This window comes from Paraburkholderia sp. RL17-381-BIF-C (assembly GCF_046026435.1).
GTDB lineage: Bacteria > Pseudomonadota > Gammaproteobacteria > Burkholderiales > Burkholderiaceae > Paraburkholderia.
This window is the reverse complement of record NZ_JARESX010000006.1, coordinates 18,651-44,652: the sequence shown is the minus strand read 5'-3', so window position 1 is coordinate 44,652 and position 26,002 is coordinate 18,651. Positions and strand designations below refer to the sequence as shown.

General features: G+C 64.0%; 14 protein-coding genes. 10 read left to right on the top strand and 4 right to left on the bottom strand.

Annotation, left to right across the window (positions count from 1 at the left end):
* Window positions 1-199 precede the first annotated feature (199 nt).
* The 8 genes from P0D70_RS06280 (at window position 200) to treY (ending at window position 19,891) form a co-directional block, all read left to right on the top strand.
* Window positions 200-862, top strand: coding sequence for a DUF1345 domain-containing protein (locus P0D70_RS06280; RefSeq protein WP_408183626.1), 663 nt, complete (start codon window positions 200-202; stop codon window positions 860-862).
* Window positions 863-1,329: 467 nt separating this feature from the next.
* A complete protein-coding gene (locus P0D70_RS06275) occupies window positions 1,330-4,782 on the top strand; it encodes an alpha-1,4-glucan--maltose-1-phosphate maltosyltransferase (RefSeq protein ID WP_408183624.1) in 3,453 nt (1,150 codons plus the stop codon).
* Complete coding sequence (treS, locus tag P0D70_RS06270) at window positions 4,779-8,243, top strand: maltose alpha-D-glucosyltransferase (RefSeq protein WP_408183622.1); 3,465 nt, start codon at window positions 4,779-4,781, stop codon at window positions 8,241-8,243. The genes P0D70_RS06275 and treS overlap by 4 nt, the downstream gene beginning before the upstream one ends.
* Window positions 8,236-10,446 carry a 1,4-alpha-glucan branching protein GlgB gene (gene glgB, locus P0D70_RS06265; protein ID WP_408183620.1) on the top strand — a complete coding sequence of 737 codons (2,211 nt, stop codon included), beginning with the start codon at window positions 8,236-8,238 and terminating at the stop codon, window positions 10,444-10,446. The genes treS and glgB overlap by 8 nt, the downstream gene beginning before the upstream one ends.
* Before the next feature lie 105 nt (window positions 10,447-10,551).
* Window positions 10,552-12,771 carry a glycogen debranching protein GlgX gene (gene glgX, locus P0D70_RS06260; protein WP_091804820.1) on the top strand — a complete coding sequence of 740 codons (2,220 nt, stop codon included), beginning with the start codon at window positions 10,552-10,554 and terminating at the stop codon, window positions 12,769-12,771.
* 135 nt (window positions 12,772-12,906) lie between these two features.
* Window positions 12,907-14,829 (top strand): malto-oligosyltrehalose trehalohydrolase, encoded by a 1,923-nt coding sequence (gene treZ / locus P0D70_RS06255; RefSeq protein WP_408183617.1) that lies wholly within the window; start codon window positions 12,907-12,909, stop codon window positions 14,827-14,829.
* Window positions 14,826-17,036 carry a 4-alpha-glucanotransferase gene (gene malQ, locus P0D70_RS06250; protein ID WP_408183615.1) on the top strand — a complete coding sequence of 737 codons (2,211 nt, stop codon included), beginning with the start codon at window positions 14,826-14,828 and terminating at the stop codon, window positions 17,034-17,036. Before treZ ends, malQ begins: the two co-directional genes overlap by 4 nt.
* A complete protein-coding gene (treY, locus tag P0D70_RS06245) occupies window positions 17,033-19,891 on the top strand; it encodes a malto-oligosyltrehalose synthase (RefSeq protein ID WP_408183613.1) in 2,859 nt (952 codons plus the stop codon). Before malQ ends, treY begins: the two co-directional genes overlap by 4 nt.
* A gap of 120 nt (window positions 19,892-20,011) precedes the next feature.
* On the opposite strand, the gene P0D70_RS06240 is transcribed toward treY, so the two are convergent.
* The 3 genes from P0D70_RS06240 to P0D70_RS06230 all read right to left on the bottom strand — a co-directional run bounded on the left by P0D70_RS06240 (window position 20,012) and on the right by P0D70_RS06230 (window position 23,078).
* A complete protein-coding gene (locus P0D70_RS06240; protein ID WP_408183611.1) occupies window positions 20,012-20,734 on the bottom strand; it encodes a sulfite exporter TauE/SafE family protein in 723 nt (240 codons plus the stop codon).
* A 101-nt stretch (window positions 20,735-20,835) separates the two neighbouring features.
* Complete coding sequence (locus P0D70_RS06235; protein WP_091809002.1) at window positions 20,836-22,179, bottom strand: hemolysin family protein; 1,344 nt, start codon at window positions 22,177-22,179, stop codon at window positions 20,836-20,838.
* 92 nt (window positions 22,180-22,271) lie between these two features.
* The gene (locus P0D70_RS06230; RefSeq protein WP_408183609.1) at window positions 22,272-23,078 is read right to left on the bottom strand and encodes a sensor histidine kinase; all 807 of its coding nucleotides are present in this window, start codon (window positions 23,076-23,078) and stop codon (window positions 22,272-22,274) included.
* Between the two features lie 188 nt (window positions 23,079-23,266).
* Here P0D70_RS06230 and P0D70_RS06225 point away from each other — a divergent pair, with 188 nt between their 5' ends.
* The gene (locus P0D70_RS06225) at window positions 23,267-23,608 is read left to right on the top strand and encodes an FKBP-type peptidyl-prolyl cis-trans isomerase (protein WP_027803023.1); all 342 of its coding nucleotides are present in this window, start codon (window positions 23,267-23,269) and stop codon (window positions 23,606-23,608) included.
* A gap of 38 nt (window positions 23,609-23,646) precedes the next feature.
* Window positions 23,647-24,426, top strand: a complete 780-nt coding sequence (locus P0D70_RS06220; RefSeq protein WP_408183607.1) for an AraC family transcriptional regulator — start codon at window positions 23,647-23,649, stop codon at window positions 24,424-24,426.
* Between the two features lie 265 nt (window positions 24,427-24,691).
* Here P0D70_RS06220 and P0D70_RS06215 read toward each other — a convergent pair whose 3' ends face one another.
* On the bottom strand, window positions 24,692-25,882 hold the full coding sequence (locus tag P0D70_RS06215; RefSeq protein WP_091809005.1) for an O-succinylhomoserine sulfhydrylase: 1,191 nt from the start codon (window positions 25,880-25,882) through the stop codon (window positions 24,692-24,694).
* Between the last annotated feature and the right edge of the window lie 120 nt (window positions 25,883-26,002).

Below are 26,002 nucleotides of genomic sequence, written 5' to 3'. Positions count from 1 at the left end.
GCTGATGACATCCGTATGAAACGGTGCGCACTGCATGGCATGAACGGGCAAAAAACTGCCGCCTGCCAATCGCCTTTCAATTGAAAGCGGCACGCAAGCGCGTTGCGAAAGACTATAGCCTGTGAGCCGCCCATTCGACAAATACAGGTCGAAGCCCGGGTAGAATCCGCGAAACCGAGAGTCCTTCACACGCCATTCCATGCTGACAAAATATCTTCCACAAGTTCTTCGGAATCGGCCACGCATGCTGGTCGGCCTTGCGCTCGGCATCATCGCGGCGCTGGCCGTGCCGGCGCACACGCGCCCGATGGTTCGCGTGCTGGTCGGCTGGGACGCCGCCATCTGGAGTTACCTGGCGATGATCTGGGTCTACATGGCCCTTGCCGACGAAGGCGGCGTGCGCGAATCCGCCCGGCGCGACGACGAGAACGCGGGCGTCGTGCTCATGGTGATCTGCGTGGCGACCATTGCGAGTATTGCGGCCATCGTGCTGGAATTGGCATCGGCAAAGGGAACAGCGGGCGCTTCCACGGTCTGGCACTACGCGCTGACCGGACTGACGATGTTCGGCGCCTGGTTCCTGATCCCGACCATCTTCACCCAGCACTACGCGCGCCTTTACTACGACCCGGATGCCCCGGAGACGCCGCTGCAGTTTCCCGACAAGGGGCTTCACCCGGACTACTGGGACTTCCTGTATTTCTCGTTCACGATCGCCGTGGCCTCGCAGACGTCGGACGTGATGCTGCGCTCGCGTTCGGTTCGCCGCGCCGCCCTCGCGCAATCGGTCCTGTCGTTTTACTTCAACGTCGCTGTGTTCGGGTTGTGCGTGAATATCGCAGCGGGCCTGCTCGGCTCGTGAACCTGCCGGCACGAGCGCGCCCTCGCGCCGCCTCTGCCGCATAGAACTCCGCCTTTTGCGGGCAATCGCGCAGTCCCTCACCCTTCGCGTGTAAATCCCGGGCGCCTCCCGCCCGTTTTACACGCGGCGGCCGTTCGCGGCCTCGCGCCAATGCCTCGCGTCTACCGTCGCATCTTCCGGCGAGGCCCACTGCGGGACGCCCGGCCCTCCCATCCCTCGCTGCGCCCGAGCCGCACTGGCACAGCGTTTGCTGCGTCTTCCGAATCGATCTGGCCAGCCCGTGCAATCGACGCCTGGCGTCAAAGCACCCCTTACTGGCCAGCGGCGTGACGATCTTTGCACTACATTGACCAGTACGCGCCCTCGCTTCTTGCATCGCGCGGTATCCGGCTCTGGAAGCCCAATGAGCGCTGTGATCGCATGCCAATTGCATCCACACCGCAGCAGGACGAATCTGGAAACGACCGATGGAATCTCCAAACGGGTACGCGCCGCGGATTTACTTTTTTCATTCACTTCTGGTTGGGCCACTCGATGCATGGCCTGCGCAGTTCGCGCATGCAGCCGCACTGGGCTTCGATCACGCGCTGATCGGCAGCCTTTTCGAGCCCGGACGATCTGGCCACGGACAGGTGGTCGGCAGCCATGACCGTCTTCATCCGGTATTCGAGGCCCAACAGCCCGCCACCGAGGCAATTCGCACGCTCGCCAACGGCGCCGCGCAGAGCGGGCTGACCTTGCTGGTCGATCTGGTGATCGACCGGATGGCCGCCGATGGCGCGCTGTACGCCGAACATGCCGACTGGTTCCACGCATTCGAGTCTGAAGAGGCGCGGCTCGACCCGCGTCATGTGCATCGCGAGGACAACGTCGCCTATGCCAACTTCAACGACGCCGGCAGCAGCGCCGCGCTGGTCGAATGGTGGACCCGGCAGTTGCTGGCGCTCGCCGACGCCGGCGTGGGCGGCTTCCGATTTGATTCGCCGCACCGCGTACCGAGCGCCGTCTGGCGGCAGTTGGTCGACGCGGTTCGCGCGAAGCATCCCGAGGCGCGCTTTCTCGCCGCCACACCCGGCCTTGCTCGCGCCGATCTGCCCGGCCTCGACGGCGCCGGCTTCGACAGCGTGTTCTCGTCGGTGCGCTGGTGGGACTTCCGCTCCAGCTGGATGGTCGAAGAACATGCCGCGCTCGCGCGCCTCGGCACACCGATCGCGTTTCCGGAAGCGCCTTATGGCACCCGCCTCGCCGCCGAGTTGGGCGATGCTCACGACGCCGCCATCGTCGAGCGGGCTTACCGGCGCGCGCTGTACACGTCGGTTTCGATCGGCACGGGCTGGATGATGCCGATGGGCTTCGAATACGGCATCACCGAGCCCATGTCGCAAACGCGTGGCGATGCTTCGCAGTTCGCCCTCGCTGTTCAGGCCAAACCATTCGATCTCTCGGAACACGTCACGCACGCCAACCACGTTGCGCGCGATACGAAGACGCTGCACGCCAACGGCGAATTGCGCCCGCTGAGCGGGCCCGGCGCACCTGCAGCGGTCCTGTTGCGCGCCGACCAACGCGACCCGCGCGACGCCGACGAGGCCATCCTGATCGCGATCAACCCCGACCTCGGCGCGCCGGTGCGCGTCGATCCTGCGCGCTTCCTCGCGGGCGTGCCGGGCAACTTCACGCGCTTCGTGCCGCTCGACGCCTCCGCCAGCGCTTCGCCCGCCACGCTCACGCCGTTCGCGCTCGTACCCGGCGCGGTTCGCCTGTTTCGCGCCATCACGGAGAAACCGATCCGTCTCGCGCCGCCCATCGACAAAGCGAATAGCAAGCGTAGCGGCCGCAAGACCGTGGTCGAAGCGATCAACGCGCCGCGCGTGGCGATCGAAAGCGTGACGCCTTCGGTCGATAACGGCCGCTTCGCGGCCAAGCGCACCGTGGGTGAACGCGCCGAAATCACCGCCGCGATTTTCGCCGAAGGTCACGACAAGATTGCCGCCGCCGTGATCTGGCGCGCCGCCGACGAAACCGCGTGGCATGAAGTGCTGATGACGCCGGCTCAACCCGCCGGGCTCGACATCTGGAAAGCGCGCATTCCGCTCGACCGCATGGGCCGCCACGAGTTCACCGTGATCGCGTGGCGCGACGACTTCGCTTCACTGGTCGAACATATTCAGAAGAAGCTGAAGGCGGGGCAAACCGTCGAACTCGAACTCGACGAAGCCGCGCATCTGTTCGCGCTCGTGCTTGCAGAAGTGGAAACCTCGGAAGGCGCGCTTACCGCGCCGCTCGAACATATCGTCAAGGAGTTCACCAAAGCCGACGCTGAAACGAAGCTCGCGCTGCTGCTCGCGCCGACCACGGCGAGGGCGATGACCGCTGCGCGCCACCGGCCGTTCCTGAGCCGCGATCCGGTCATCTACAAGATCGACGCAGACCGCACCGCAGCACGCTTCGCGAGCTGGTACGAGATCTTCCCGCGCTCGATGAGCGACGACGAATCGCGCCACGGCACCTTCGCCGACGTGACGAAGAAACTGCCGCGCATTCGCGACATGGGCTTCGACGTGCTGTATTTCCCGCCGATCCACCCGATCGGCGTGGCCAATCGCAAAGGCCGTAACAACACGCTGACCGCGCAGCCCGGCGATGTCGGCAGCCCGTATGCGATAGGCGGAGTCGAAGGCGGCCACACCGCCGTGCATCCGCAGTTGGGCACGCTCGACGACTTCAAGGCGATGCTCGCCGCTGCGCATGAGCACGGCCTCGAAATCGCGCTCGACTTCGCAGTGCAGTGCTCGCCGGATCACCCGTGGCTCAAGGAGCATCCAACGTGGTTCGCGTGGCGCCCCGACGGCACGCTGCGCTACGCGGAAAATCCGCCGAAGAAGTATCAGGACATTGTCAACCCCGACTTCTATGCGCACGACGCCAAGCCGGATTTATGGCTCGCGCTGCGCGACGTGTTCCTGTTCTGGATCGAAGCGGGCGTGCATATCTTCCGCATCGACAACCCTCACACCAAACCGCTGCCGTTTTGGGAATGGGTGATCGGCGATGTGCGCGCGCGCTATCCGGACACCATCTTCCTTGCCGAAGCGTTCACACGGCCGCGCATGATGAACCGGCTCGGCAAGATCGGCTTCTCGCAGTCGTACACGTACTTCACGTGGCGGGAATCGAAGCGCGATTTCATCGAGTACATGACCGAACTCACGCAAACCGGCGCGCGTGATTCGTACCGGCCGAACTTCTTTGTCAATACGCCGGATATCAACCCGCGGCATCTGCAATCGCAGGGCCGCACGGGGTTTCTGATTCGCGCCGCGCTCGCCTCGACGCTGGCCGGGTTGTGGGGCGTGTATAGCGGTTTCGAGTTGTGCGAAGCCGCTGCTCTGCCGAACAGCGAGGAATATCTCGACTCCGAGAAGTACCAGCTACGCGCGTGGGACTGGAACCGGCCCGGCAACATCGTTCCCGAGATCACTGCGCTGAACCGGATTCGCCGTGCGAACCCGGCATTGCAAACGCATCTCGGCCTGACATTCCTGCCCGCGCATAACGACAACGTTTTGTTCTTCGAGAAGGCCACCGAATCACGCGACAACGTGATTCTCGTCGCGATCAATCTCGACCCGTTCAATGAACAGGGCGCGGATATCGAATTGTCGTGGGAGACTTTCCAGAAATGGAATCTGCACGATCATGGCCCGCTGGAAGTCACCGACCAGATGACCGGCGCGCGCTTCGAATGGCACGGCCGCTGGCAGCACGTGCAGCTCGGGTCGGGCCAGCCGTTCTCGATCTGGCGCATCGCGCCGCTCGGCGGCCTGCCCGCCGAACGGCCGGATGAAGCCGACAGCGACTCCGACAGCGTTCATCACGCAGACGCTGGCAACCCAACCCCAACGGAAGGTGCGACATGAAGCGTGACGATCCAGCTCAAACCACCACACAGTCACCCGTGGGCAATGCCCCTGGCAACACGGCCAGGCAGCGCACGAACCGGCGCGGCAAACCTGCGGCGTTGAGCGACGATCCGCTCTGGTACAAAGACGCGATCATCTATCAGGTACACATCAAGTCGTTCTTCGACGCGAATAACGACGGCGTCGGCGACTTCCCCGGCCTGATTGCGAAGCTCGATTACATTGCCGAACTCGGCGTGAACGCGATCTGGTTGTTGCCGTTCTATCCGTCGCCACGGCGCGACGATGGGTACGACATCGCCGATTACCGCAATGTGCACCCCGACTACGGTCAGATCGCCGACGTGAAGCGCTTCATTCAGGAAGCGCACGCACGCGGCATTCGCGTGATCACCGAACTGGTGATCAACCACACGTCGGACCAGCACCCGTGGTTTCAGCGCGCGCGCCGCGCGAAACCCGGTTCGAACCATCGCAACTATTACGTATGGTCGAATACCGATCAGAAGTACCAGGAAACGCGGATCATCTTCATCGACTCGGAGCCGTCCAACTGGACACACGATCCGGTGGCGGGCGCGTATTACTGGCACCGTTTCTACTCGCATCAGCCCGATCTGAATTTCGACAATCCAGCCGTCTTGAAGGAAGTGCTGCAGGTCATGCGCTTCTGGCTCGATATGGGCATTGACGGGTTGCGGCTGGACGCAGTGCCGTATCTGGTCGAACGTGAAGGCACGAACAACGAGAACCTGCCGGAAACGCACGCGGTGCTCAAAAAGATCCGCGCCACCATCGACGCCGAGTATCCGAACCGGATGCTGCTCGCCGAAGCCAACCAGTGGCCGGAAGACGTGAAAGAATATTTCGGCGACGAAGACGAATGCCACATGGCGTTCCACTTCCCGCTGATGCCGCGCATCTACATGTCGATTGCGAGCGAAGACCGTTTCCCGATTACCGACATCATGCGGCAAACGCCGGACCTTGCCGCCACGAACCAGTGGGCGATTTTCCTGCGCAATCACGACGAACTGACGCTGGAAATGGTCACGGATTCCGAACGCGACTATTTGTGGAATACCTACGCGAGCGATCGCCGCGCGCGGCTGAATCTCGGCATTCGCCGCCGTCTCGCGCCGCTAATGGAGCGCGACCGCCGCCGCATCGAGCTGATCAATTCGCTGCTGCTTTCCATGCCCGGCACGCCCGTGATCTATTACGGCGACGAACTCGGCATGGGCGACAACATCCACCTCGGCGACCGCGACGGCGTGCGTACGCCAATGCAGTGGTCGTCGGATCGCAACGGCGGTTTCTCGCGCGCCGACCCTGAGCAACTGGTGCTGCCGCCGGTCATGGGCTCGCTGTACGGATTCGACGCGGTCAACGTGGAAGCGCAAAGCCGCGATCCGCATTCGCTGCTGAACTGGACCCGGCGCATGCTCGCCACGCGCCGCGCGAAACAGACTTTCGGGCGCGGCACGATCCGTTTCCTGAAGCCGGAAAACCGCAAGATTCTCGCGTATCTGCGTGAGATGCCGGGTGAGCCGCCCATTCTGTGCGTGGCGAATCTGTCGCGCGCGCCGCAAGCGGTCGAACTCGATCTGTCCGAGTTCAACGGTTCGGTGCCGATCGAAATGACCGCGGATTCCGTGTTCCCGGCGATCGGCCAGTTGACCTATCTGCTGACGTTCCCGCCGTATGGCTTCCTGTGGTTCATGCTGTGCCCCGGCGGCCAGCGTCCGACGTGGGCTCAGGCGCATTCGGAACCGCTGCCGGAATTCGTCACGATCGTGATTCGCGAAGGCCAGGTTGGCCCGACGCCGGAGAATGTGCGCCTGCTCGAATCGGAAGTGCTGCCTTCGTGGCTGAGCCGGCGCCGCTGGTTTGCGTCGAAGGATCAGAAAATGCATGCCGTGCGGCTGGCGGCATTGACCACGATCCCGAACGGCGGCTTCGCCTTCACCGAGATCGAAGCGGACGTGGGCAATCACACCGAACGCTACGTCGTACCGATCGCGATCACATGGGGCGGCGAAACCACTTTCCCGCTGTTCATGCAGCTGGCGCTTGCGCGCGTGCGGCGAGGCCGCAACGTCGGGCATCTGACGGACGCGTTCGCGTTGCCGATCTTCGCGCACGGCGTGATGCGCAAGCTACGCGAGCGCGCCGTCGTGCCGACCGTGCAGAAGAGCGAAATCAGGTTCCTGCCGACCGAACGTTTCGCCGAACTCGAAGGGCTTGGCGAGCGGCCGGAGATTCGGTGGCTCGCGGCGGAGCAAAGCAACAGTTCGCTGATCATCGCCGATGCCGCCGTGCTGAAACTGGTGCGCCGTCTCGTCAGCGGCGTCCATCCCGAAGCGGAGATCAGCCGCTACCTGACGCAATTGGGCTACGCGAACACCGCGCCGCTGTATGGCGAAGTGGTGCGCGTCGATCCGGAAGGCGTGCCGCACACGCTCTGTATTCTGCAAGGCTTCATCGACAATCAGGGCGACGCGTGGAACTGGTCGCTCGACTATCTGCGCCGCTCGGTGGACGAACTCGCCATCGCCGTCGATACCGAAGCGCAGTCGGCGCCGGACCGTGCCAATGAATCGATCCTGATGGAAGGCTACAGCGCGTTGGCCGGCATTATCGGCAGGCGGCTAGGCGAACTGCACGTGGCGCTTGCCTCGCCGACGGACGACCCGGCATTCGCGCCGGAACCGGCCAGCGCGGAGCAGGTGAAAGCATGGATCGACGGCACGCAGGCAATGCTCGCCAGCGCGCTGGATCTGCTCGCGCCGCGCATCGAGCAGATGAGCGATCCCGAAACCAAGGCACTCGCGCAAAGCCTGATCGACCGCCGCGCTGCGTTGGTTGCCGCCATCGGTTCGCTCGTTTCCGCCAACACGGGCGCGCTGCGCATTCGTATTCACGGCGACTTCCATCTCGGCCAGGTGCTGGTCGCGCAGGGCGACGCTTATCTGATCGACTTCGAAGGCGAGCCGGCACGCACGCTCGAAGAGCGTCGTCAGAAGTCGAGCCCGCTACGCGATGTGGCCGGTCTGCTGCGCTCGCTGTCGTACGCGAGCGCGGCGGCGCAATCCACCACGGAAGCCGCGCCGCAACAGACCGCCGACCGCAAGCGGGCGTTGTTCGAACGTTTTCGCATGCATGCCGCCGAAACGTTCCTCAGCGAGTACCGCACGGCCGCCGCGGAGGCGCCGACGCCGCTCGTCGCGCCCGAAGCCGAACAGGCCTTGCTCGATCTGTTCCTGATCGAAAAGGCCGCCTACGAAATCCGTTACGAAGCGGCCAACCGCCCGACGTGGCTCAGCTTGCCCGTGCGCGGCCTCGCCGCGCTCACCAGCCGCCTGCTCGGCGATACCGGCACGCAGGCACACGATTCCTCAACCCAGGCGCCAGGCGCCGCCACACCGCCTAATCCGGCCGAGGGCGACTATGAGTGAGCATGATCCGGCCGCGGGCCTCCAACCGCTCGATATCGACGCGCTCGTCGAAGCGCGCCACCCCGATCCTTTCTCGCAGCTCGGGTTGCATCACACGGACGCGGGTCCGGTGGTGCGCGCGCTGTTGCCGAACGCCGCGCACGTCAGCGTAATTTCGCGCGCCGACGGTGCGCTGCTCGGCGAGCTCGAACAGTTGCGGCCGGGGCTCTTTGCCGGCCGTGTTACGTCCGCGGCGCCGTATCGTTTGCGGATCGACTGGCATGGCGTGGTCCAAGAAATCGAGGACACATATTCGTTCGGTCCCGTTCTCGGCGACGAGCCGCTGGGGCGCCTCGCCGGCGGCGATCCCTATGCGGTGCTCGAATGCCTCGGCGCCCGTCCGATGGAAGTGGACGGCGTGCCGGGTGTGCGCTTCGCAGTGTGGGCGCCGAACGCGCGGCGCGCCTCCGTGGTGGGCGACTTCAATGCATGGGACGGCCGCCGGCATCCGATGCGGCTGCGGCACCAGGCCGGCGTGTGGGAATTGTTCGTGCCGCGTGTCGGTCCTGGTACGCGCTACAAATACGAACTGCTGTCGCGCGACGGGCACCCGCTGCCCCTCAAGGCCGACCCCTGCGCGATGCAAACGGAGAAGCCGCCGGGCACCGCTTCCGTCGTGGCGCACGTCGACGAGGTCGAGCAGTTTCCGTGGACCGACCACGAGTGGATTCAATCGCGCGCCGACAAGCAGACTCCGCGCTCGCCGATTTCGATCTACGAAGTACACGCCGAATCCTGGCTGCGCGTCGCGGAAGAAGGTCAGCGCGGACTCGATTGGGACGAACTCGCGGAGCGGATGATTCCGTACGTGAAAAGCATGGGCTTCACGCACGTGGAGTTCATGCCGATTGCCGAGCATCCGTTCGGCGGATCGTGGGGTTATCAGCCGCTCGGGCAATTCGCGCCGTCCGCGCGCTTCGGCAAACCCCAACAGTTCGCGCGCTTCGTCGACAAGGCGCACGAAGCCGGACTCGGCGTGATTCTCGACTGGGTGCCCGCGCATTTTCCGAACGACGCGCATGGTCTCGTCGATTTCGACGGCACGCCGCTCTACGAGCACGCCGACCCGCGCGAAGGCTATCACCAGGACTGGAACACGATGATCTACAACCTCGGCCGCAACGAGGTGAGCGCGTTCCTGATCGCCTCCGGGCTCGCGTGGCTCAAGCGCTATCACGTCGACGGTTTGCGCGTCGATGCGGTGGCGTCGATGCTGTACCGCGACTATTCGCGCGCCGCTGACCAGTGGGTGCCGAACATTTACGGCGGCCGCGAGAACCTCGAATCGATTGCGTTCCTGAAGCGCCTGAATCACGAAGTCGGCTATGTGCCTGGCGTGCCGGGCGCGATCACGATCGCCGAGGAATCGACTGCATGGCCTGGCGTGACGGCGCGTGTCGAAGACGGCGGCCTCGGTTTCCAGTTCAAGTGGAACATGGGCTGGATGCACGACACGCTGCACTACATGGAAGAAGACCCGGTCTACCGCCAATACCATCACCACAACATGACGTTCGGGATGGTGTACGCGTATTCGGAGCGCTTCGTGTTGCCGCTGTCACACGACGAAGTGGTGCACGGCAAAGGCTCGTTGCTCGGCAAGATGCCGGGCGACAGGTGGCAAAAGTTCGCCAACCTGCGCGCGTATTTCGGTTTCATGTGGACGCATCCGGGCAAGAAGCTGCTGTTCATGGGCGGCGAATTCGGCCAGATGGCGGAATTCGACCACGATACGTCGCCGCATTGGCATCTGCTCGACGATGCGAACCACCACGGCCTGCAGAAGCTGGTGCGCGACCTGAATCGTCTGTATAGCGACGAGCCCGCGCTATATCTGCTCGACTGCGAACCCGGCGGCTTCGAATGGCTAATCGGCGACGACAGCGGCAACAGCGTCTTCGCCTATCGCCGCACCGATGGCGCCGGCCGCGAACTCGTCGTAGTCTGCAACATGACGCCGGTGCCGCGAGTCGGTTACCGGATCGGCATGCCGCGCGCCGGGCGCTGGACAGAAGTGCTCAATACGGACGCCGGCGTGTACGGCGGCTCGAATATGGGCAACGGCGGGCTGATCCACACCGATCCGCAATCGAGCCACGGCTGGCCGCATTCCGCCGCACTGACGCTGCCGCCGCTCGCGACGATCGTATTGCGCGCGGATTGACGCAGGTGCTGTAAGGCGAGCGCGCGGCGTGCGACATTTCGCGCCGCGCGCTCGTTGCATGAAGACCCACGATAGCGTTCAACAATCAGAACAGGAAGGGGAATCATGTCGCATGCAATGCCCGACCGGCTTCTGCCCGGCTCGCCCTATCCGCTCGGCGCCAGTTGGGATGGCCTCGGCGTCAACTTTGCGGTGTTCTCCGCGAACGCGCAAAAAATCGAGCTTTGTTTGTTTGATCCCACCGGCCGCAAGGAAATCCGCCGTTACACGCTGCCCGAATGCACCGACGAAGTCTGGCACGGCTATCTGCCTAACGCGCATCCGGGCACCGCTTACGGGTTTCGCGCGCACGGGCCGTATCAGCCGCAACATGGGCATCGCTTCAATCCGCACAAGCTGCTGCTCGATCCGTACGCGCGCAAGCTGGTGGGACAGTTTCGCTGGTCGGATGCGCTGTTCGGCTACCGGGTGCATTCGAATCGCGCGGACCTTTCCATCGACCGGCGCGACTCGGCGCCGGCCATGCCAAAGTGCGTGGTGATCGACGAGGCATTCGACTGGTCGCACGACAAGCGCCCGAATGTGCCTTGGGGTGAAACCATCGTCTACGAGACGCATGTGCGTGGTGCGTCCATGTTGCGTGCGGATTTGCGCCAGCACGAACGCGGCACGTTCGCGGCGCTGGCTTCGCCGGAGTTCATCGACCATTTGCTGAAACTCGGCGTGACCGCGGTCGAGTTACTGCCCGTGCATGCGTTTCTCAACGACCGCTTTCTGGTGGAGCGCGGCCTGCGCAACTACTGGGGTTACAACACGGCGGCGTTTTTCGCGCCGGAACCGTCCTACCTCAGCACGCACCGGCTCGACGAAATGCGCATTGCCGTGCGCCAGTTGCACGCGGCCGGCATCGAAGTCATTCTCGATGTGGTCTACAACCACACCTGCGAAGGCAACGAGATGGGCCCGACCGTCTCGTGGCGCGGCCTCGATAACGCCAGCTACTACCGCTTGATTCCCGGCGACGAACGTCACCATATCAACGACACCGGTTGCGGCAATACCGTGAACCTGCCGCATCCGCGTGTGTTGCAAATGGTGATGGATTCGCTGCGTTACTGGTCGACGGCATTCAATATCGACGGCTTCCGTTTCGATCTCGGCGTCACGCTCGGCCGCGAGCAACACGGTTTCGATCCGGGCTCCGGTTTCTTCGACGCGTTGCGCCAGGACCCGATCCTGTCGCAACGCAAGCTGATTTCGGAGCCTTGGGATATCGGGCCGGGCGGTTATCAGCTGGGTAATCATCCGCCGGGCTTCGGCGAATGGAACGATCGGTTCCGCGACACCGTGCGCCGTTTCTGGCGCGGCGACGCCGGCTTGCGGCCCGATCTCGCCGCACGGCTGACCGGCTCGGCCGATCTGTTCAACCGCCGCTTCAGGAAGCCGTGGGCGTCGGTCAATTTTGTCACGTCGCATGACGGATTTACGTTAGCCGACGTCACCGCTTACGAGCAGAAGCACAACGAAGCCAATCGCGAAGACAACAACGACGGCCACAACGAGAATTGCAGCCGCAACTGGGGCGCCGAAGGCCCGAGCGACGACCCGGCGATTCTCGCCACCCGCAAACGCGTGGCCCGCTCGCTGATCGCCACGCTGTTGATGGCGCTCGGCACGCCAATGGTGCTGGCCGGCGACGAATCGCTGCGCACGCAGAACGGCAACAACAATGCGTATTGCCAGGATAACGAAATATCGTGGATCGACTGGGAACGCGCGGAGTCGCCGGACGGACGCCAGATGAGCGCGTTCGTCGCGCGCGTGATCGCACTGCGCAAGCACCATCCGCTGCTGCGTGAAACGCGATTTCTGTTCGGCGATCGTGAAGTGTTGCCGGGCCTGTTCGATGTGGGCTGGTTCGACGAACGCGGCGATCCGCTCACCATCGAAGCCTGGCAGGACCCCGAAGGCCGCGCGTTCACACTGCGTCGCGCGGGGCCGGGCTTAAACGGCGAAACAGAAGTATTGTTGATGATGCTCAACGCCAACGAGAAAACACTGCGGTTTACGCCTCCCGCACCGCATCTGGAATGGCATGTGCTGTTAGACACTGCTGAACCGGAGAGCGCGCCGCATCGGCTGGCGGTTTCAGAGGTCGAAGTGGCCGCGCATAGCCTCGTGATGCTGGCCGCGCAGCCGGTGGGGGAAGCCGACTGGCAGGCAGGCTGGAAACCCGGCCCGCAACATGGGCCACGGCTCCTCACGGCGCTTCCGCCCGATCCGGGTGCGCATCCGCCCAGTAGCGATCCGTCGCCGACCACTTAGGCGGCAGGCAGCGGCGGCGAAGCACGGCGAGGCACGGCAACATGCAGGGCGGCCGCTTCATGGTGCGTCAGATATCGCGGGCGCGATCGACGCGTCACAACGCGGCTCGAAAGTAAAACTGAATGGTGACGAATCATGTCCGAAAGTCCGATTGATCCCCACGCGCATCATCACGCGCATTGTCTGCCGTTTGGCGCGCAACTCATCGGCGCGGCGGGTACGAAGCCGCGCACGCGGTTTCGCTTCTGGGCGCCTTCCTGCAAGCAGGTTCAGGTGGAAATCGAGAACGGACCCGCCCAAGGCGCGCACGACATGACGCCCGCCGGCAATGGCTGGTTCGAAGCAAGCGTCGATAGCGGCGCGGGCACGCTGTACCGCTTCCGGCTGGACGGCGAACATGCGGTGCCCGATCCGGCATCGCGCTTCCAGCCGCAGGACGTGCATGGACCGAGCGAAGTCATCGATCCGCGCGCGTACCGTTGGGAACAAACGGGCTGGCACGGACGCCCTTGGGAAGAAACGGTGCTGTACGAGTTGCACGTTGGCGCCATGGGCGGCTATGCGGGCGTGCAGAAGCGCCTGCCTGCGCTCGCCGCGCTCGGTGTCACCGCCATCGAACTGATGCCGCTGAACGACTTTCCCGGCAAGCACAATTGGGGCTATGACGGCGTGCTGCCGTATGCGCCTGATTCCGCCTACGGCCGCCCGGAAGAGTTGAAAGCGCTGATAGACACGGCACACGGCCTCGGCCTGATGGTGTTCCTCGATGTGGTTTACAACCACTTCGGACCGGACGGCAATTATCTGCACCAGTACGCCCGCTCGTTTTTCCGCGAAGGCACACACACGCCGTGGGGCCCGGCGATCGATTTCGAGCGCAGTGAAGTGAGCGATTTTTTCACGGATAACGCCGTGTACTGGATCAACGAATATCGCATCGACGGTTTGCGTTTCGACGCGGTGCACGCCATCGACAACCATGCATGGCTGCGTGAATTGTCCGATCATATCCGCGCCAAAGTGCAGCACGGCCGGCATGTGCATCTGGTGCTGGAAAACGAGCACAACAGCGCGAGCCTGCTGGAAACGCATTTCGACGCGCAATGGAACGACGACGCGCACAACACCTTGCACGTTCTGCTGACCGCCGAAACGGAGGGCTACTACCACGCATATGAGGACCAGCCTATCCGCCGCCTCGCGCGCGTACTGTCGGAAGGCTTTGCCTATCAGGGCGACGCGTCGCCGATTCATGACGGCAAGCCGCGCGGCGAAGCGAGCGGACATTTACCGCCCACGTCTTTCGTGATGTTCCTGCAGAACCACGATCAGATCGGCAACCGCGCGTTCGGCGAGCGCTTGCGCAAACTGACCTCGGACGAAGCGTTGCGCGCCGCCACCGCCCTGCTCCTGCTGTCGCCGCAAATCCCGCTGCTATTCATGGACGAGGAATACGGCTCGACGCGACCCTTCCTGTTTTTCACCGACTACACGGGCGATCTCGCCGACGCGGTTCGCGAAGGACGGCGCCGTGAATTCGCGCGCTTTCCGTCGTTCAGCGACGAGAAGCGGCGCGCCCAGATTCCCGACCCGAACGACGTAAAGACGTTCGCGGCATCGTCGCCGTTCGCGCCGGATGAAGCGCCACAGTACAGCGAAGACGAAACGAGAGACCGGCTCGACTGGATGCATTTCTACAAATCCGCGCTGGCGGTTCGCGCCAAACTGATCACACCGCGCCTGAAACACAGCAAGGCGTGCGGCGTGACCGTGCTGACCGCCGTGAACGGCGGCGATGCCAATGCGCTCGTTGCCCGCTGGAAACTCGCCGACGGCGAGACGTTGTCGATTGCGCTGAACCTCTCGAAAGAGAATGTCGCGTTGGCCGAGGCGCCAGCCGGCAAAGTCATTTTCGAAACGCCGCCGCGCGTGCGCGAACAGGTCGATGTCAAGGTCTTGCCTGCATACGCGTTCGTCGCATGGCTGACCGGCGACGTCAGCGACTATGCGATCCACCACGACGCGCGCATCGCGGGTCAACAGGAGCGCCACGCGTGACAACCCGACGCCATCACGACACTATCGTCACTCTCGCCTCGCGCGCCGGCTTCGAGGTGGAGTGGCAGGACGCGCACCATACGACGCAACATGTGCCCGAGACCACGCTCGCCGTGCTGCTCGAGCGGATGGGTCTGCCGTGCGGCAACGCTACGCAAATCCGCCAAAGTTCGGCTGCTCTGGAGGCCGAACTTTCGGGCCGCAAACTCCCGCCACTGATGACCGCGGAAGTCGGGCGCGGCATCGCCCTGCCCGCCGCGGCGATCAAGTCGGGCAGCCATTATCGGATCGAGCTCGAAAGCGGCTCGATCATCGACGGCCGGTTCACGGCGCCCAAAGGCGAGGAAGCCTTGCTTGCACCGATCGACGAACCCGGCTACCACACGCTCGTGATCAACGAGCAACGGGTGACGCTCGCCGTCGCGCCGCCACGCTGCTACACCGTCGCCGACGCCTGGCGCACGCTGCACGATCAAGACGCCGGCGACGACACGCCCGCGCCGCCGCTGTGGGGCATCGCCGCGCAGTTGTACGGCTTGCGCCGGATCGGCGACGGCGGCATCGGCGATTATTCCGCGCTGGCGCAGATCGCCGTTGAAAGCGCGAAGCGTGGCGCGCACGCGCTCGCCGTCAGCCCGACTCACGCCATGTTCAGCGCGGAGCCGAACCGCTTCAGTCCGTACTCGCCGTCGTCGCGTTTGTGGTTGAACGTCACGCATATCGACGCCGCCGCCGTGTTCGGCGCGAATGCGGTCCACGCCGCGCTCGAAGCCGCGCAGGCCACCGACACCTGGTCGAAACTCGAAGACCTGCCGTTGATCGACTGGCCGAACGCGGTCGTGTTGAAACTGAAGGTCTTGCGCGCGCTGTACGAGCAATTCTGCGCGAACGATCGCGCGCAGAACACGGCGCGCGCGCTGGAATTTCACGGCTTCTGCGAACGCGCCGGACGCGCGCTCGAAGATCACGCACGCTTCGAAGCGCTGCAGGCGGCGCAGTTGTCGCAGGAAGGCGGCAATGGACATTGGCGTAACTGGCCCGAGGCGTTGCGCGATCCGCGCAGCCCGGAAGTCGAAGCCTTCGCCGAGGCCCATCGTCACGAGGTCGATTTCCATCTGTTTCTGCAATGGCTCGCCGCCAAGGGCTTGTCGCACGCGCAGCATGCGGCGCGCGATGCCGGCATGTCCGTCGGGCTGATCGCCGATCTCGCAGTCGGCTGCGATAGCGCAGGCAGTCACGCATGGTCCTACCGTGACGACATGCTGCAAGGCGTATCGGTCGGCGCACCGCCGGACCTGTTCAACCAGGCCGGGCAGGCATGGGGGCTCACCACGTTCTCCCCGCGTGCCATGCGCATGCAGGGCTTCTCCGCCTTTATCGACATGCTGCGCGCGGCCTTCGCGCATTCCGGCGGCATCCGCATCGATCATATTCTCGGCTTGCGGCGGCTATGGCTCGTGCCGGAAGGCGAAAGCGCGCGTAACGGCGCCTATCTGCGCTATCCGCTCGAAGACTTGCTGCGTCTGATCGCACTCGAATCGTGGCGGCATCGCTCCATCGTGATTGGTGAAGATCTCGGCACCGTGCCGCCCGGCTTTCGCGAGCGGCTCGAAGAGCACGGCATCGCCGGCATTCGTGTGCTGTGGTTCGAGAGCGCGCACGACGGCAAAGGGTTCAAGCCGCCCGCCGCCTGGGATCGCAATGCAGTCGGCACGACGACCACGCATGATTTGCCGACCGTCGCCGGCTGGTGGCGCGGCAGCGACATTACATGGCGCAACAAGATCGGCCAGACGATGGCGCGCGCCGACGGCCGCGATCCCGAGGAAGCCGCCCAGGAAGAGCGCGCGAAAGACCGTGCATTGTTGTGGCGCGCGTTCCAGCAGGCCGGCGTGGCCGCGCACCACGTCTCTGCGCCGCCGCCCGACAACGCGCCGGTGGACGAAGCGCTCGCCTTCGTCGCCGCAACGCCCGGCCCGCTGGTGACATTCCCGCTCGAAGATCTGCTCGCGCAGGTCGAGCAGCCGAACCTGCCCGGCTCGATCGACGAGCATCCGAACTGGCGGCGCCGCGTCGCCTTGCCGGTCAATGAACTGTTCGAGAACGACGCCTTCTGCGACCGCCTGCTCGCGGTCGATCGCGAGCGCCGCGCCGCCACTGCCTCTGTTCCTTCTTCCAACGCTTCTTCGGAGCCTGATACGCCATGACCGTCCCGCGCTCCACGCTTCGCCTCCAGTTCCATCGAGGCTTTACCTTCGACGATGCCGCGAAGCACGTCGAGTACTTCGCCGCGCTCGGCATCAGCCACGTGTACGCTTCGCCCATCACCACGGCCGAACCGGGTTCCATGCATGGCTACGACACCGTCGACTACACCCAGGTCAGCGCCGAATGCGGCGGCGAGGCGGGCCTGAAACGCCTCGTCGACAAATTGCGCGCGCACGACATGGGGCTGATCATCGACACGGTGCCGAACCATATGGGCGTTGGCGGCTCCAGCAACGCATGGTGGCTCGATATCCTCGAATGGGGGCGTCACAGCGCTTATGCGCGTCACTTCGACGTGGACTGGCATTCGCCCGATCCGGCGTTGCGCGGCAAGGTGCTGCTGCCCACGCTCGGTGCGTCGTACGGCGAGGAACTGGCGGCTGGCCGCATTGCGCTGCATTTCGCCGCCGACCTGGGGCGTTTTTATATCGGCTACGGACCGCACGTGTTTCCGGTGTGTCCGACCGACTACGCCTCGATCCTGCAAAGCGCCGACCGCTCCGATCTCAACGCGCTCGCCGAGCGTTTCCACGGACTGACGACCCAGCCCACCGATCATCCGCGCGCAGCTGAAGGCCGCGACATGCTGCGCGAATTCGTCGCGCAGAACGGCGGCACGGCGATCGAGTTCGCACTCGAAACGTATTCTTCGGGCGACCCTGTGACGCGTGACCGCCTGCACCGGCTGATCGAGCGGCAGCATTTCCGCCTTGCGTGGTGGCGCACCGCGTCCGACGAAGTGAACTGGCGGCGTTTCTTCGACATCTCGACGCTCGCCGGTGTGCGCGTGGAACGGCCCGAAGTGTTCGAGGCCGTGCATGCGCTGCCTTTCCGCCTGTATCAGGAAGGCGTGGTGGACGGCTTGCGGATCGACCATGTCGACGGCCTCGCCGAGCCGCGTGAATACTGTCAGCGTTTGCGGCAGCGCCTCACTGAACTGCGCGACACCGCGCCGTATGTGGTGGTCGAAAAGATTCTCGGACGTGGCGAACCGCTGCGCGACGATTGGCCGGTGGACGGCACGACCGGCTATGACTTCATGAACGACGTGGGTGCGCTGCTGCACGATCCGGCCGGCGCCGAGCCGCTCGCGCAAACGTGGGCCGAACTGACTGGCCGCAGCCCGCGTTTCGCCGACGAAGCCCTCGCCGCACGCCGCAAGATCCTCGCGGAAAACCTCTCGGCGGAACTGGACCGCGCGGCGCGTGCCTTGCATCGCATTGCACGCGATTCGCTCTCCACGCGCGATTTCACGTTCACCACGCTGCGGCGTGTGCTGACTGAGCTGGTCGTGCACTTTCCGGTGTATCGAATCTATCCGCAGAACGGTCTGCGCAGCACGGCGGATAACGTCTATTTCGAGCAGGCCTTGGAGGGCGCGCGACGCTCGCTTGCGCGCGCGGACCATGTCGCACTCGAACGCGTGAATGCGTGGCTTGGCGGCAGCGCCGAAGAAGCGCCAGCCGGACGAGGCGGCGTGCCGCAGCAGCAAAGCCCGAACGGCGCGCCGCCCAGTCATGCCGGTTCCGCGCGGCGCACCGCGCAGACGCTGTTTTCGCAGTTGACGGCGCCGGTTGCCGCGAAGGCGGTGGAGGACACGGCGTGCTATCGCTATGGCCGACTGCTGTCGCGCAACGAAGTCGGCGCGGATCCGGGCGAATTCTCGTTGTCGGTCGAACAGTTTCACGCATCGAATCTGGAGCGATCACAGCGCTTCCCACACGCCATGCTCGCGACCGCTACCCACGATCACAAACGTGGCGAAGACGTGCGCGCGCGGATCGCTGTCTTGAGTGAGATCGCGCAAGACTGGAGCGCGACGCTGCGTGCGTGGTCCACGCTGAATGCGCCGCATCGTCGTGCGCTCGACAGCAAGCCCGTCAGCAGCGTCGGCCAGGACACGAGTTACGACTGGGCGCCCGGCCCCGCCGCCGAAGCGATGCTGTATCAAACGCTGGTGGGTTGCTGGCCGCCCGACCTGCAACCGGACGACGAAGCCGGCGTGAAGGAACTGGCCGAACGCGTCGCGCAGTGGCAATTGAAGGCGTTGCGCGAAGCCAAGCTGCAAACCAACTGGCTCGCCCCGGACGAAGCCTACGAAGCTGCCTGCCGTGAGTTCCTGTTCGACATCCTGGCGCCGCAGCGGCGTGACGGATTCCTGAAGGAATTGTCCGCGTTCGTCGCGCGAATCGGCCGCGCCGGTGCGCTCAATAGCTTGCAGCAGACGGTGTTGCGGTTGGCGTCGCCTGGGATTCCCGATCTTTATCAGGGCACCGAGTTGTGGGACTTCAGTCTGGTCGATCCGGACAACCGGCGGCCTGTCGATTTCGCCAAACGCGAGGCATGGCTCGCGCAAACGCCGCCGTCCGAATTCCTGTCGAGTTGGCATGACGGACGCGTGAAACTCGCGGTGGTGCAACGCGTGCTGGCGTTGCGGGCGCATTTGCCCGAGTTGCTGAGCCACAGCGAATATCTGCCGCTCGCCGTGCGCGGCAAGCATGCGTCGAATGTGATCGCGTTTGCGCGCCGCCATGGCAATGCGTGGGCCGTGGTGGTGGCGAGCCGGCTCGCTGCCGGTTTGCTCGGCGAGAAAGGCGATTTACCGATGGTCGATCCCGAGAAATGGGAGAACACGGCGGTAGAGATGCCGCCCGATCTGTCCGCGAGAGCGCTGTTCGATTGGCTAAGCCCCGCGGCGCCCAAGGTCGATGAGAACGGACTGTTGTATCTGCGCGATGCATTGGGCGCCATGCCGATCGCGGTATTGGTGGAGGACGGCGTGCCACGCAGTTGATCCGCGAGATTGGCAGAGCGAAGGAGGTTTGAGCGGACGCGCTCAAACCTCCTTTCTTATGGGTCTTTTATCGGAGGCAGAAGCGCAAGCGGCGTGATTTTCGGAAGCTGTCTGCCGGGCCTAGCGCCCCGCCGCCCAAAGCAGCGACAGCCCCGACGACAGCATCAACCCGTCGACCACCAGTTTGAACGTCGTGGGACTCATCCGAACCACGATTGTCCGAGCGGCAAACGAGCCGGCCATCAACGCGGAGCCGGTGATCAGGCCATCGATCACCACGTGTAAAGGCAAAGCGCCGAAATGATTGAAAACCGCGACTTTGGCGGCATAGACGGTCAGCGAGCCCGCCGCTTCGGTCGCAAGGAAAGCGCCCTTCACGAGACCATAGGACATGAAAACAGGTACCGTAATCGGGCCGGTAGACACGACGATCCCGGTGAGAAAACCCACCGCGCCACCAATCAGGGAAAGCTGCCACAACGAGAACTTGATGGCGCGCCGCGCGAGCCAACGCCGCGTGGGCACCATGGCGACAAAGAACAAGCCCAACGCAATTTCGACCGCGTGCGGCGGCAACGCGAGCAGCGTGCGCACGCCCAGTGCCGCACCCGGCACGGCGGTCACACAGTAGGCGCCGCACGCACGCCAGTCGATCTCGCGCCACCACGCGAGAACCTTGCCGAAGTTGCCCATGATTGCCGCGATCGCCATGATGGGCACTGCCTTTTGCGGACCGAACAGCATCACGAGGACAGGCATCAACATCATCGACGAGCCGGTGCCGACCACGCCGCTCAATGTGCCGGCCAGCAATCCGACGCACAGCACCAGCAGATATCCCATGTCGCCCCCAATGGTGTGGACGCCAATTCTACCTGCGCGACGCTGCGGCGCGCGCCTTCGGATACCGCCTTTCGCTGAGTCACGGGCGGCGCTATTGCGCGTTAACCGCCTTCGTCGTCGAAAGTTTTCGGATAGACGCGCACGAGCACGATACGCGGCCCTTTCATCTTCTTGACCACCACGTCGAAGCGGTCGAACTCGATTCGCTGCCCTTCGGTGGGCAGATCGTTGAGCGCCTGAATGACGAGGCCGCCGACCGATTCGGCCTTGCCTTCGTCGATGTCGATGCCCAACGCACGTTCCAGCGACACCACCGGCAAGCTGCCCTTGCCCATCAAGGTGCCGTCGTCCATGCGGGTCCAGTCGGCGTCGCCCTGACGGAATTCGTCGTGGATCTGGCCGACCAGTGCACCCAGCAGATTGTCGAGTGTCAGAAAACCGATTGGCTTCTCGCGCTTATGGCCGACCAGCGCGAAGTGCGGCGCGCCCTTGCGGAAGCGTCGAAACAGTTCGAGCGCCGGCAAATCCGGCGTGACGTACTGCACCGGGCGCGCGTATTTGGAGAGATCGTCGAGCGTGCTGCCCGCGTGGCGGGCCAACAGCAAGTCCTTCAAATGGATCATGCCGGCCACGCGTTCGCCGGATGCGTCTTCGAACAGCGGATAGCGGCTGAAGCGGTGCCGCGCCACCACCTGCATGTTTTCGCGCAACGGCAGATCACGGCGCAGGCCGATCATCTCGTAGGCCGGACGCATGAGGTCCGATACGGTCATACGCGAAAAATCCAGCGAGTGCGCGATCGTGTTCCACTCGTCCTGGCTGTAGGCGCCGTCCGGCGAACCCAACTCAGTCGCGACGTTGGCGCGCCGGCCGCGCAGGATCAGCTTGAGTTCGTCGGTCGAATAGTGCGAGTCGTGGCCGTGATCGGCGTCGAGCCCGGCCAGTTTGAGCACGGCGTTGGCGCTCGTATTGAGCACCCAGATCGCCGGATACATGGCCCAATAAAAGCCGTACAGCGGCGTGGCGGCCCATAGCGAGACCTTCTCCGCCTCGCGAATCGCCAGCGACTTCGGCGCGAGTTCGCCCACCACGATGTGCAGAAACGAAATGCAGGAGAACGCGAAGAAGAGCGAGATGCCGTGGATCAGTTTCTCCGATTCGACGCCCAGAAGGCTGAAAACCGGCGTGAGCAATTCCGCGAACGCGGGCTCGCCGATCCAGCCAAGCCCGAGTGACGCCAGCGTGATGCCGAGCTGACATGCGGAGAGGTAAGCGTCGAGGCGTCCGTGCACCTTGCCCAGCAGACGTCCGCGCATGCCGTGTTTGGTGGCAAGGCTTTGCACGCGCGTCTGCCGCAGTTTGACGAGTCCGAATTCAGCGGCAACAAAGAAACCGTTGAGGGCGACGAGAAACAACGCACCGATAAGGGCGACAACCTGGATCAAAGCGAAAGGCTCCGGCAACAAAAGTTGTCAGTATAGAGGGTGAAAGCTCGGTGAAAACTTTTCGCGCGGAGCACGCAGCTATGTCGAACCGCTCATTTCGCAGCCGTTGCGTGCAGCGGGACGCGCAGCGCGAGCGTGGCCGTGGTGCCGTCGGTCGCGTCGCCTTGCTCGAAACTGCCGCCGTGCGCTTCCGCAATGCGCTTGCACAGCGCGAGCACCCACGCGATCCGCTTCGCTTCGCGCGGTTCGCGCGCCTGCTTGCGGGCAAACGCTTCGAGAACATGCGGCAGGGAGGGGGCTTCCAACGCGGCGCTGTTGGTTTCGTAGGCGACGCTGGCGTGCCATGCGCTCGTATCCGCTTTCGTGACTAGCGTGACCGTGGCGCCTTCCGCGCTCGTTTCGACCGCGAACGTAAGCATCAGCCACAGCGCGGCCGCGAGGCGTTCGCGGTCGCCATTGAGCTGCTGGGTGGCAAGTTGCGAATCGACCGTGACTTCCACGCCGCGCGCGCGAGCGAGGCCCGAGCGGACTTCTTCGGCGGTCTCATCGAGTAACGGATGCAGGGAAAATGGCGCGTAGGCAAGCGCCAGGGATTTGGTTTCGGCGCGCGTGGCGTCCACGATCGTCTCGAGCAGCTTGACCTGCTGGTCCACGCCATTACGAATGCCGGTGACGGCGCGTTGCGCGTTGGGGTCGTTCGCGTCGAGCTTGCGCTCCAGCACGTAGGCCCAGCTATGAATGGCATTCAATGGACCACGCAGGTCGTGCGACACCAGTGACAACACATGGTCACGCATGAACAGCGCGGTTTCAGCGCGCAGATGCGCGGTGCGTTCGGAGACGGCGAAGCCGGAAGGCACCAGATTTGCGCCAGCATTTCCGGTTGAAGACGTTGTCACGATCGAGCCCTCTCAGGCGGTGCATGATGATTGAAAGAAGCCCCATTATAGGCACGCGATCCGGCGCGATCAGCTTGGCCGGACGACCAGTGTTCACGCAATCCGCGTGCCACGCGGCATTCCTGGGCGACGCGACGTCAACACGCCTACAATGTCGGTTTTTACGTTTTTGATCTAAGGAGCGACACATGTCGACTGTGACTACCGAATCCGGTTTGAAGTACGAAGACATCGTTGAAGGCACCGGCGCCGAGGCAGTGGCCGGCAAGACCGTCAGCGTTCACTACACCGGCTGGCTGACCGATGGTCAGAAGTTCGATTCGAGCAAGGACCGCAACGACCCATTCGCTTTCGTGCTGGGCGGCGGCATGGTCATCAAGGGCTGGGACGAAGGCGTGCAAGGCATGAAGGTCGGCGGCACCCGCAAGCTGACCATCCCGCCGCAACTCGGCTACGGCGTGCGCGGGGCAGGCGGCGTGATTCCGCCGAATGCGACGCTCGTATTCGAAGTCGAACTGCTCGGCGTCTAAGTTTTTTCGCCGTTCTGTTGCCGCGCACCGTCTCGTCTATGAGTCACGCCGCCGTTACCGCACCTAGCGTTTCATTGCGCCGCTACGGCGCAATCGAAGCGTCGGACGTGCACGATTTTCATCAGGTCGTGCTGGGACTCGACGGCGCGATGGTAATGGCGGTAGACGGCGTCGCGCACCAGATCGACGCCGGCTCCGCGTGGCTCATCCCGGCAGGCGCGCGACACGATTACGCGGGCATCGGCGAGAACCGGCAATTGGTTCTGGACTTGCCGGCGTCGTCGCTCGCTGTGCCGGAACGGCTGTTCGACCGCGCGCGGGCCGTCACGGTGGACGCCTCGCTGACGCAGCTTGTACATCGCATCGCCGCGCACGCCACCGGCGGCGCTCAAGGCGACGATCTGGACACACGACGTTTTCATTGGGACGCAGCAGCACGCCTCGGCGCCGCGCTAGTGACAGACGCGGGCACGACGGCGGGCGCCCAGGCGGCCGGCGCCGGTCTCGACTTTGCGCGTATTGACCGCTGGTTGCGCGCGCATTTATCAGAGCCTCTGCGGATCGCCGACCTTGCCGCCCATTGCGGGTTCGGTATGCGGCGCTTTCATCAGCTTTTTATCGAGGCCTTCGGCGAAACGCCGCATCGCTATTTGCAGCGTCTGCGTCTGGATACGTCGCTCACATTGCTCGCCGATCCGCGCCTTTCGTTGACCGATATCGCGTTGGATATCGGCTTCGGCGATCAGAGCGCGTATACGCACGCGTTCACGCGGCGTTTCGGGCTGGCGCCCGGTCAATGGCGCGCGTTGCGCCATTGAGTTTTTAGCGCGGTGGAGTTTGCTGCGCCGGGTTCTGCGGCGTGGCGTCTTAGCGCGCTGGGTCTTCACGCGTGGCGGCGTACCGCGTTGAGTCTTAGCGCGACGAGTCTTACTGCGCTGGGTCTTACCGCGCTAAGTTCTACTGCTCTGAGTTTCAACACACTGAGCCTCACCACACCGAGTCTCAGCGCGCCTATTCACTGCGCGAGCCGCCAGGCAGAGCGGCCCGCCTGTCCCGCATCGAGCATTACGCTCACATCGTCGTTCAACCCGCCAGACCGCGCTCCAGATCGCCCCGGATATCGCCGGCGTTTTCCAGACCGACCGCCAGACGGATCAAACCTTCGCTAATACCGGCCGCCGCGCGCGCTTCCGGCGTCACACGACCGTGCGTGGTCGTCGCCGGATGCGTGATGGTGGTACGCGTATCGCCGAGGTTGCCGGTGATCGAGCAGATCTTCGTGTTGTCGATCACTCGCCATGCATTCGCGCGCATCTGCTCGGGCGTGTCGCCCTTCAGTTCGAACGACAGGATCGCGCCGCCCGCCTTCTGCTGCCGCATGGCCAGCGCGTGCTGCGGATGCGATTCCAGCCCCGGATAGAACACACGATTCACAGCCGGATGCGTCTCCAGCCAGCGCGCAATTTCGAGTGCATTCGCCGACTGCTTTTCAACGCGCAGCGACAGCGTTTCCATGCCTTTGAGCAGCACCCACGCGTTGAACGCGGAGAGCGTCGGCCCGGCGCTACGCACGAACGGAAACACCTTTTCCATGATGAACTGCTTCGAGCCGACCAGCGCGCCGCCCAGCACGCGACCCTGACCGTCGAGGAACTTGGTGGCCGAATGCATCACGACGTCCGCGCCGAGTTTCAGCGGCTGTTGCAAGGCCGGGCTGCAGAAGCAGTTATCGACCACGAAAATCGCGTTCGACGCCTTGGCGATCTTGCTGATCGCTTCGATGTCGGCGACTTCGGTCAGCGGATTCGACGGTGTTTCGAGGAAGAACATCTTCGTCTCCGGGCGCACGGCGTTCTTCCATGCGTCCAGATCGGTCGGATCGACGAACGTTGTCGTGATGCCGAACTTGCTGAAGATCTGCGAGAACATGCCGAGCGTCGAGCCGAACAGCGCCTGCGAACTCACCAGATGGTCGCCTGCCTGCAACGCCGACATCACCACGGACATGATCGCGGCCATGCCCGACGCCGTCGCCATGCAGGCTTCGCCGCCTTCGAGCGCGGCCAGGCGATCCTGGAACATCGAGACGGTCGGATTCGTGAAGCGCGAATAGGTGTAGTTGTCTTCGGAATTCTTGAATTTTTCGGCGGCGTCCGCGGCACTCGCGAATACGAAGCTCGAGGTCAGGAAAATCGCTTCCGAATGTTCGTTGAAATCGCTGCGCACCGTGCCCGAGCGGACTGCCAGCGTATCGAAGTTTAGGGAGTCGTCCATGTTGGTTCTGGTTTCCAATGTTCCATGGCTGCGTTCGGCGTGTGCGTCCCACGTACGGGAGACGCTCGTGCTACCGAACGGCAGCGACAAAAAAGCCCGCTTTTGCGTCGGCATAAGCGG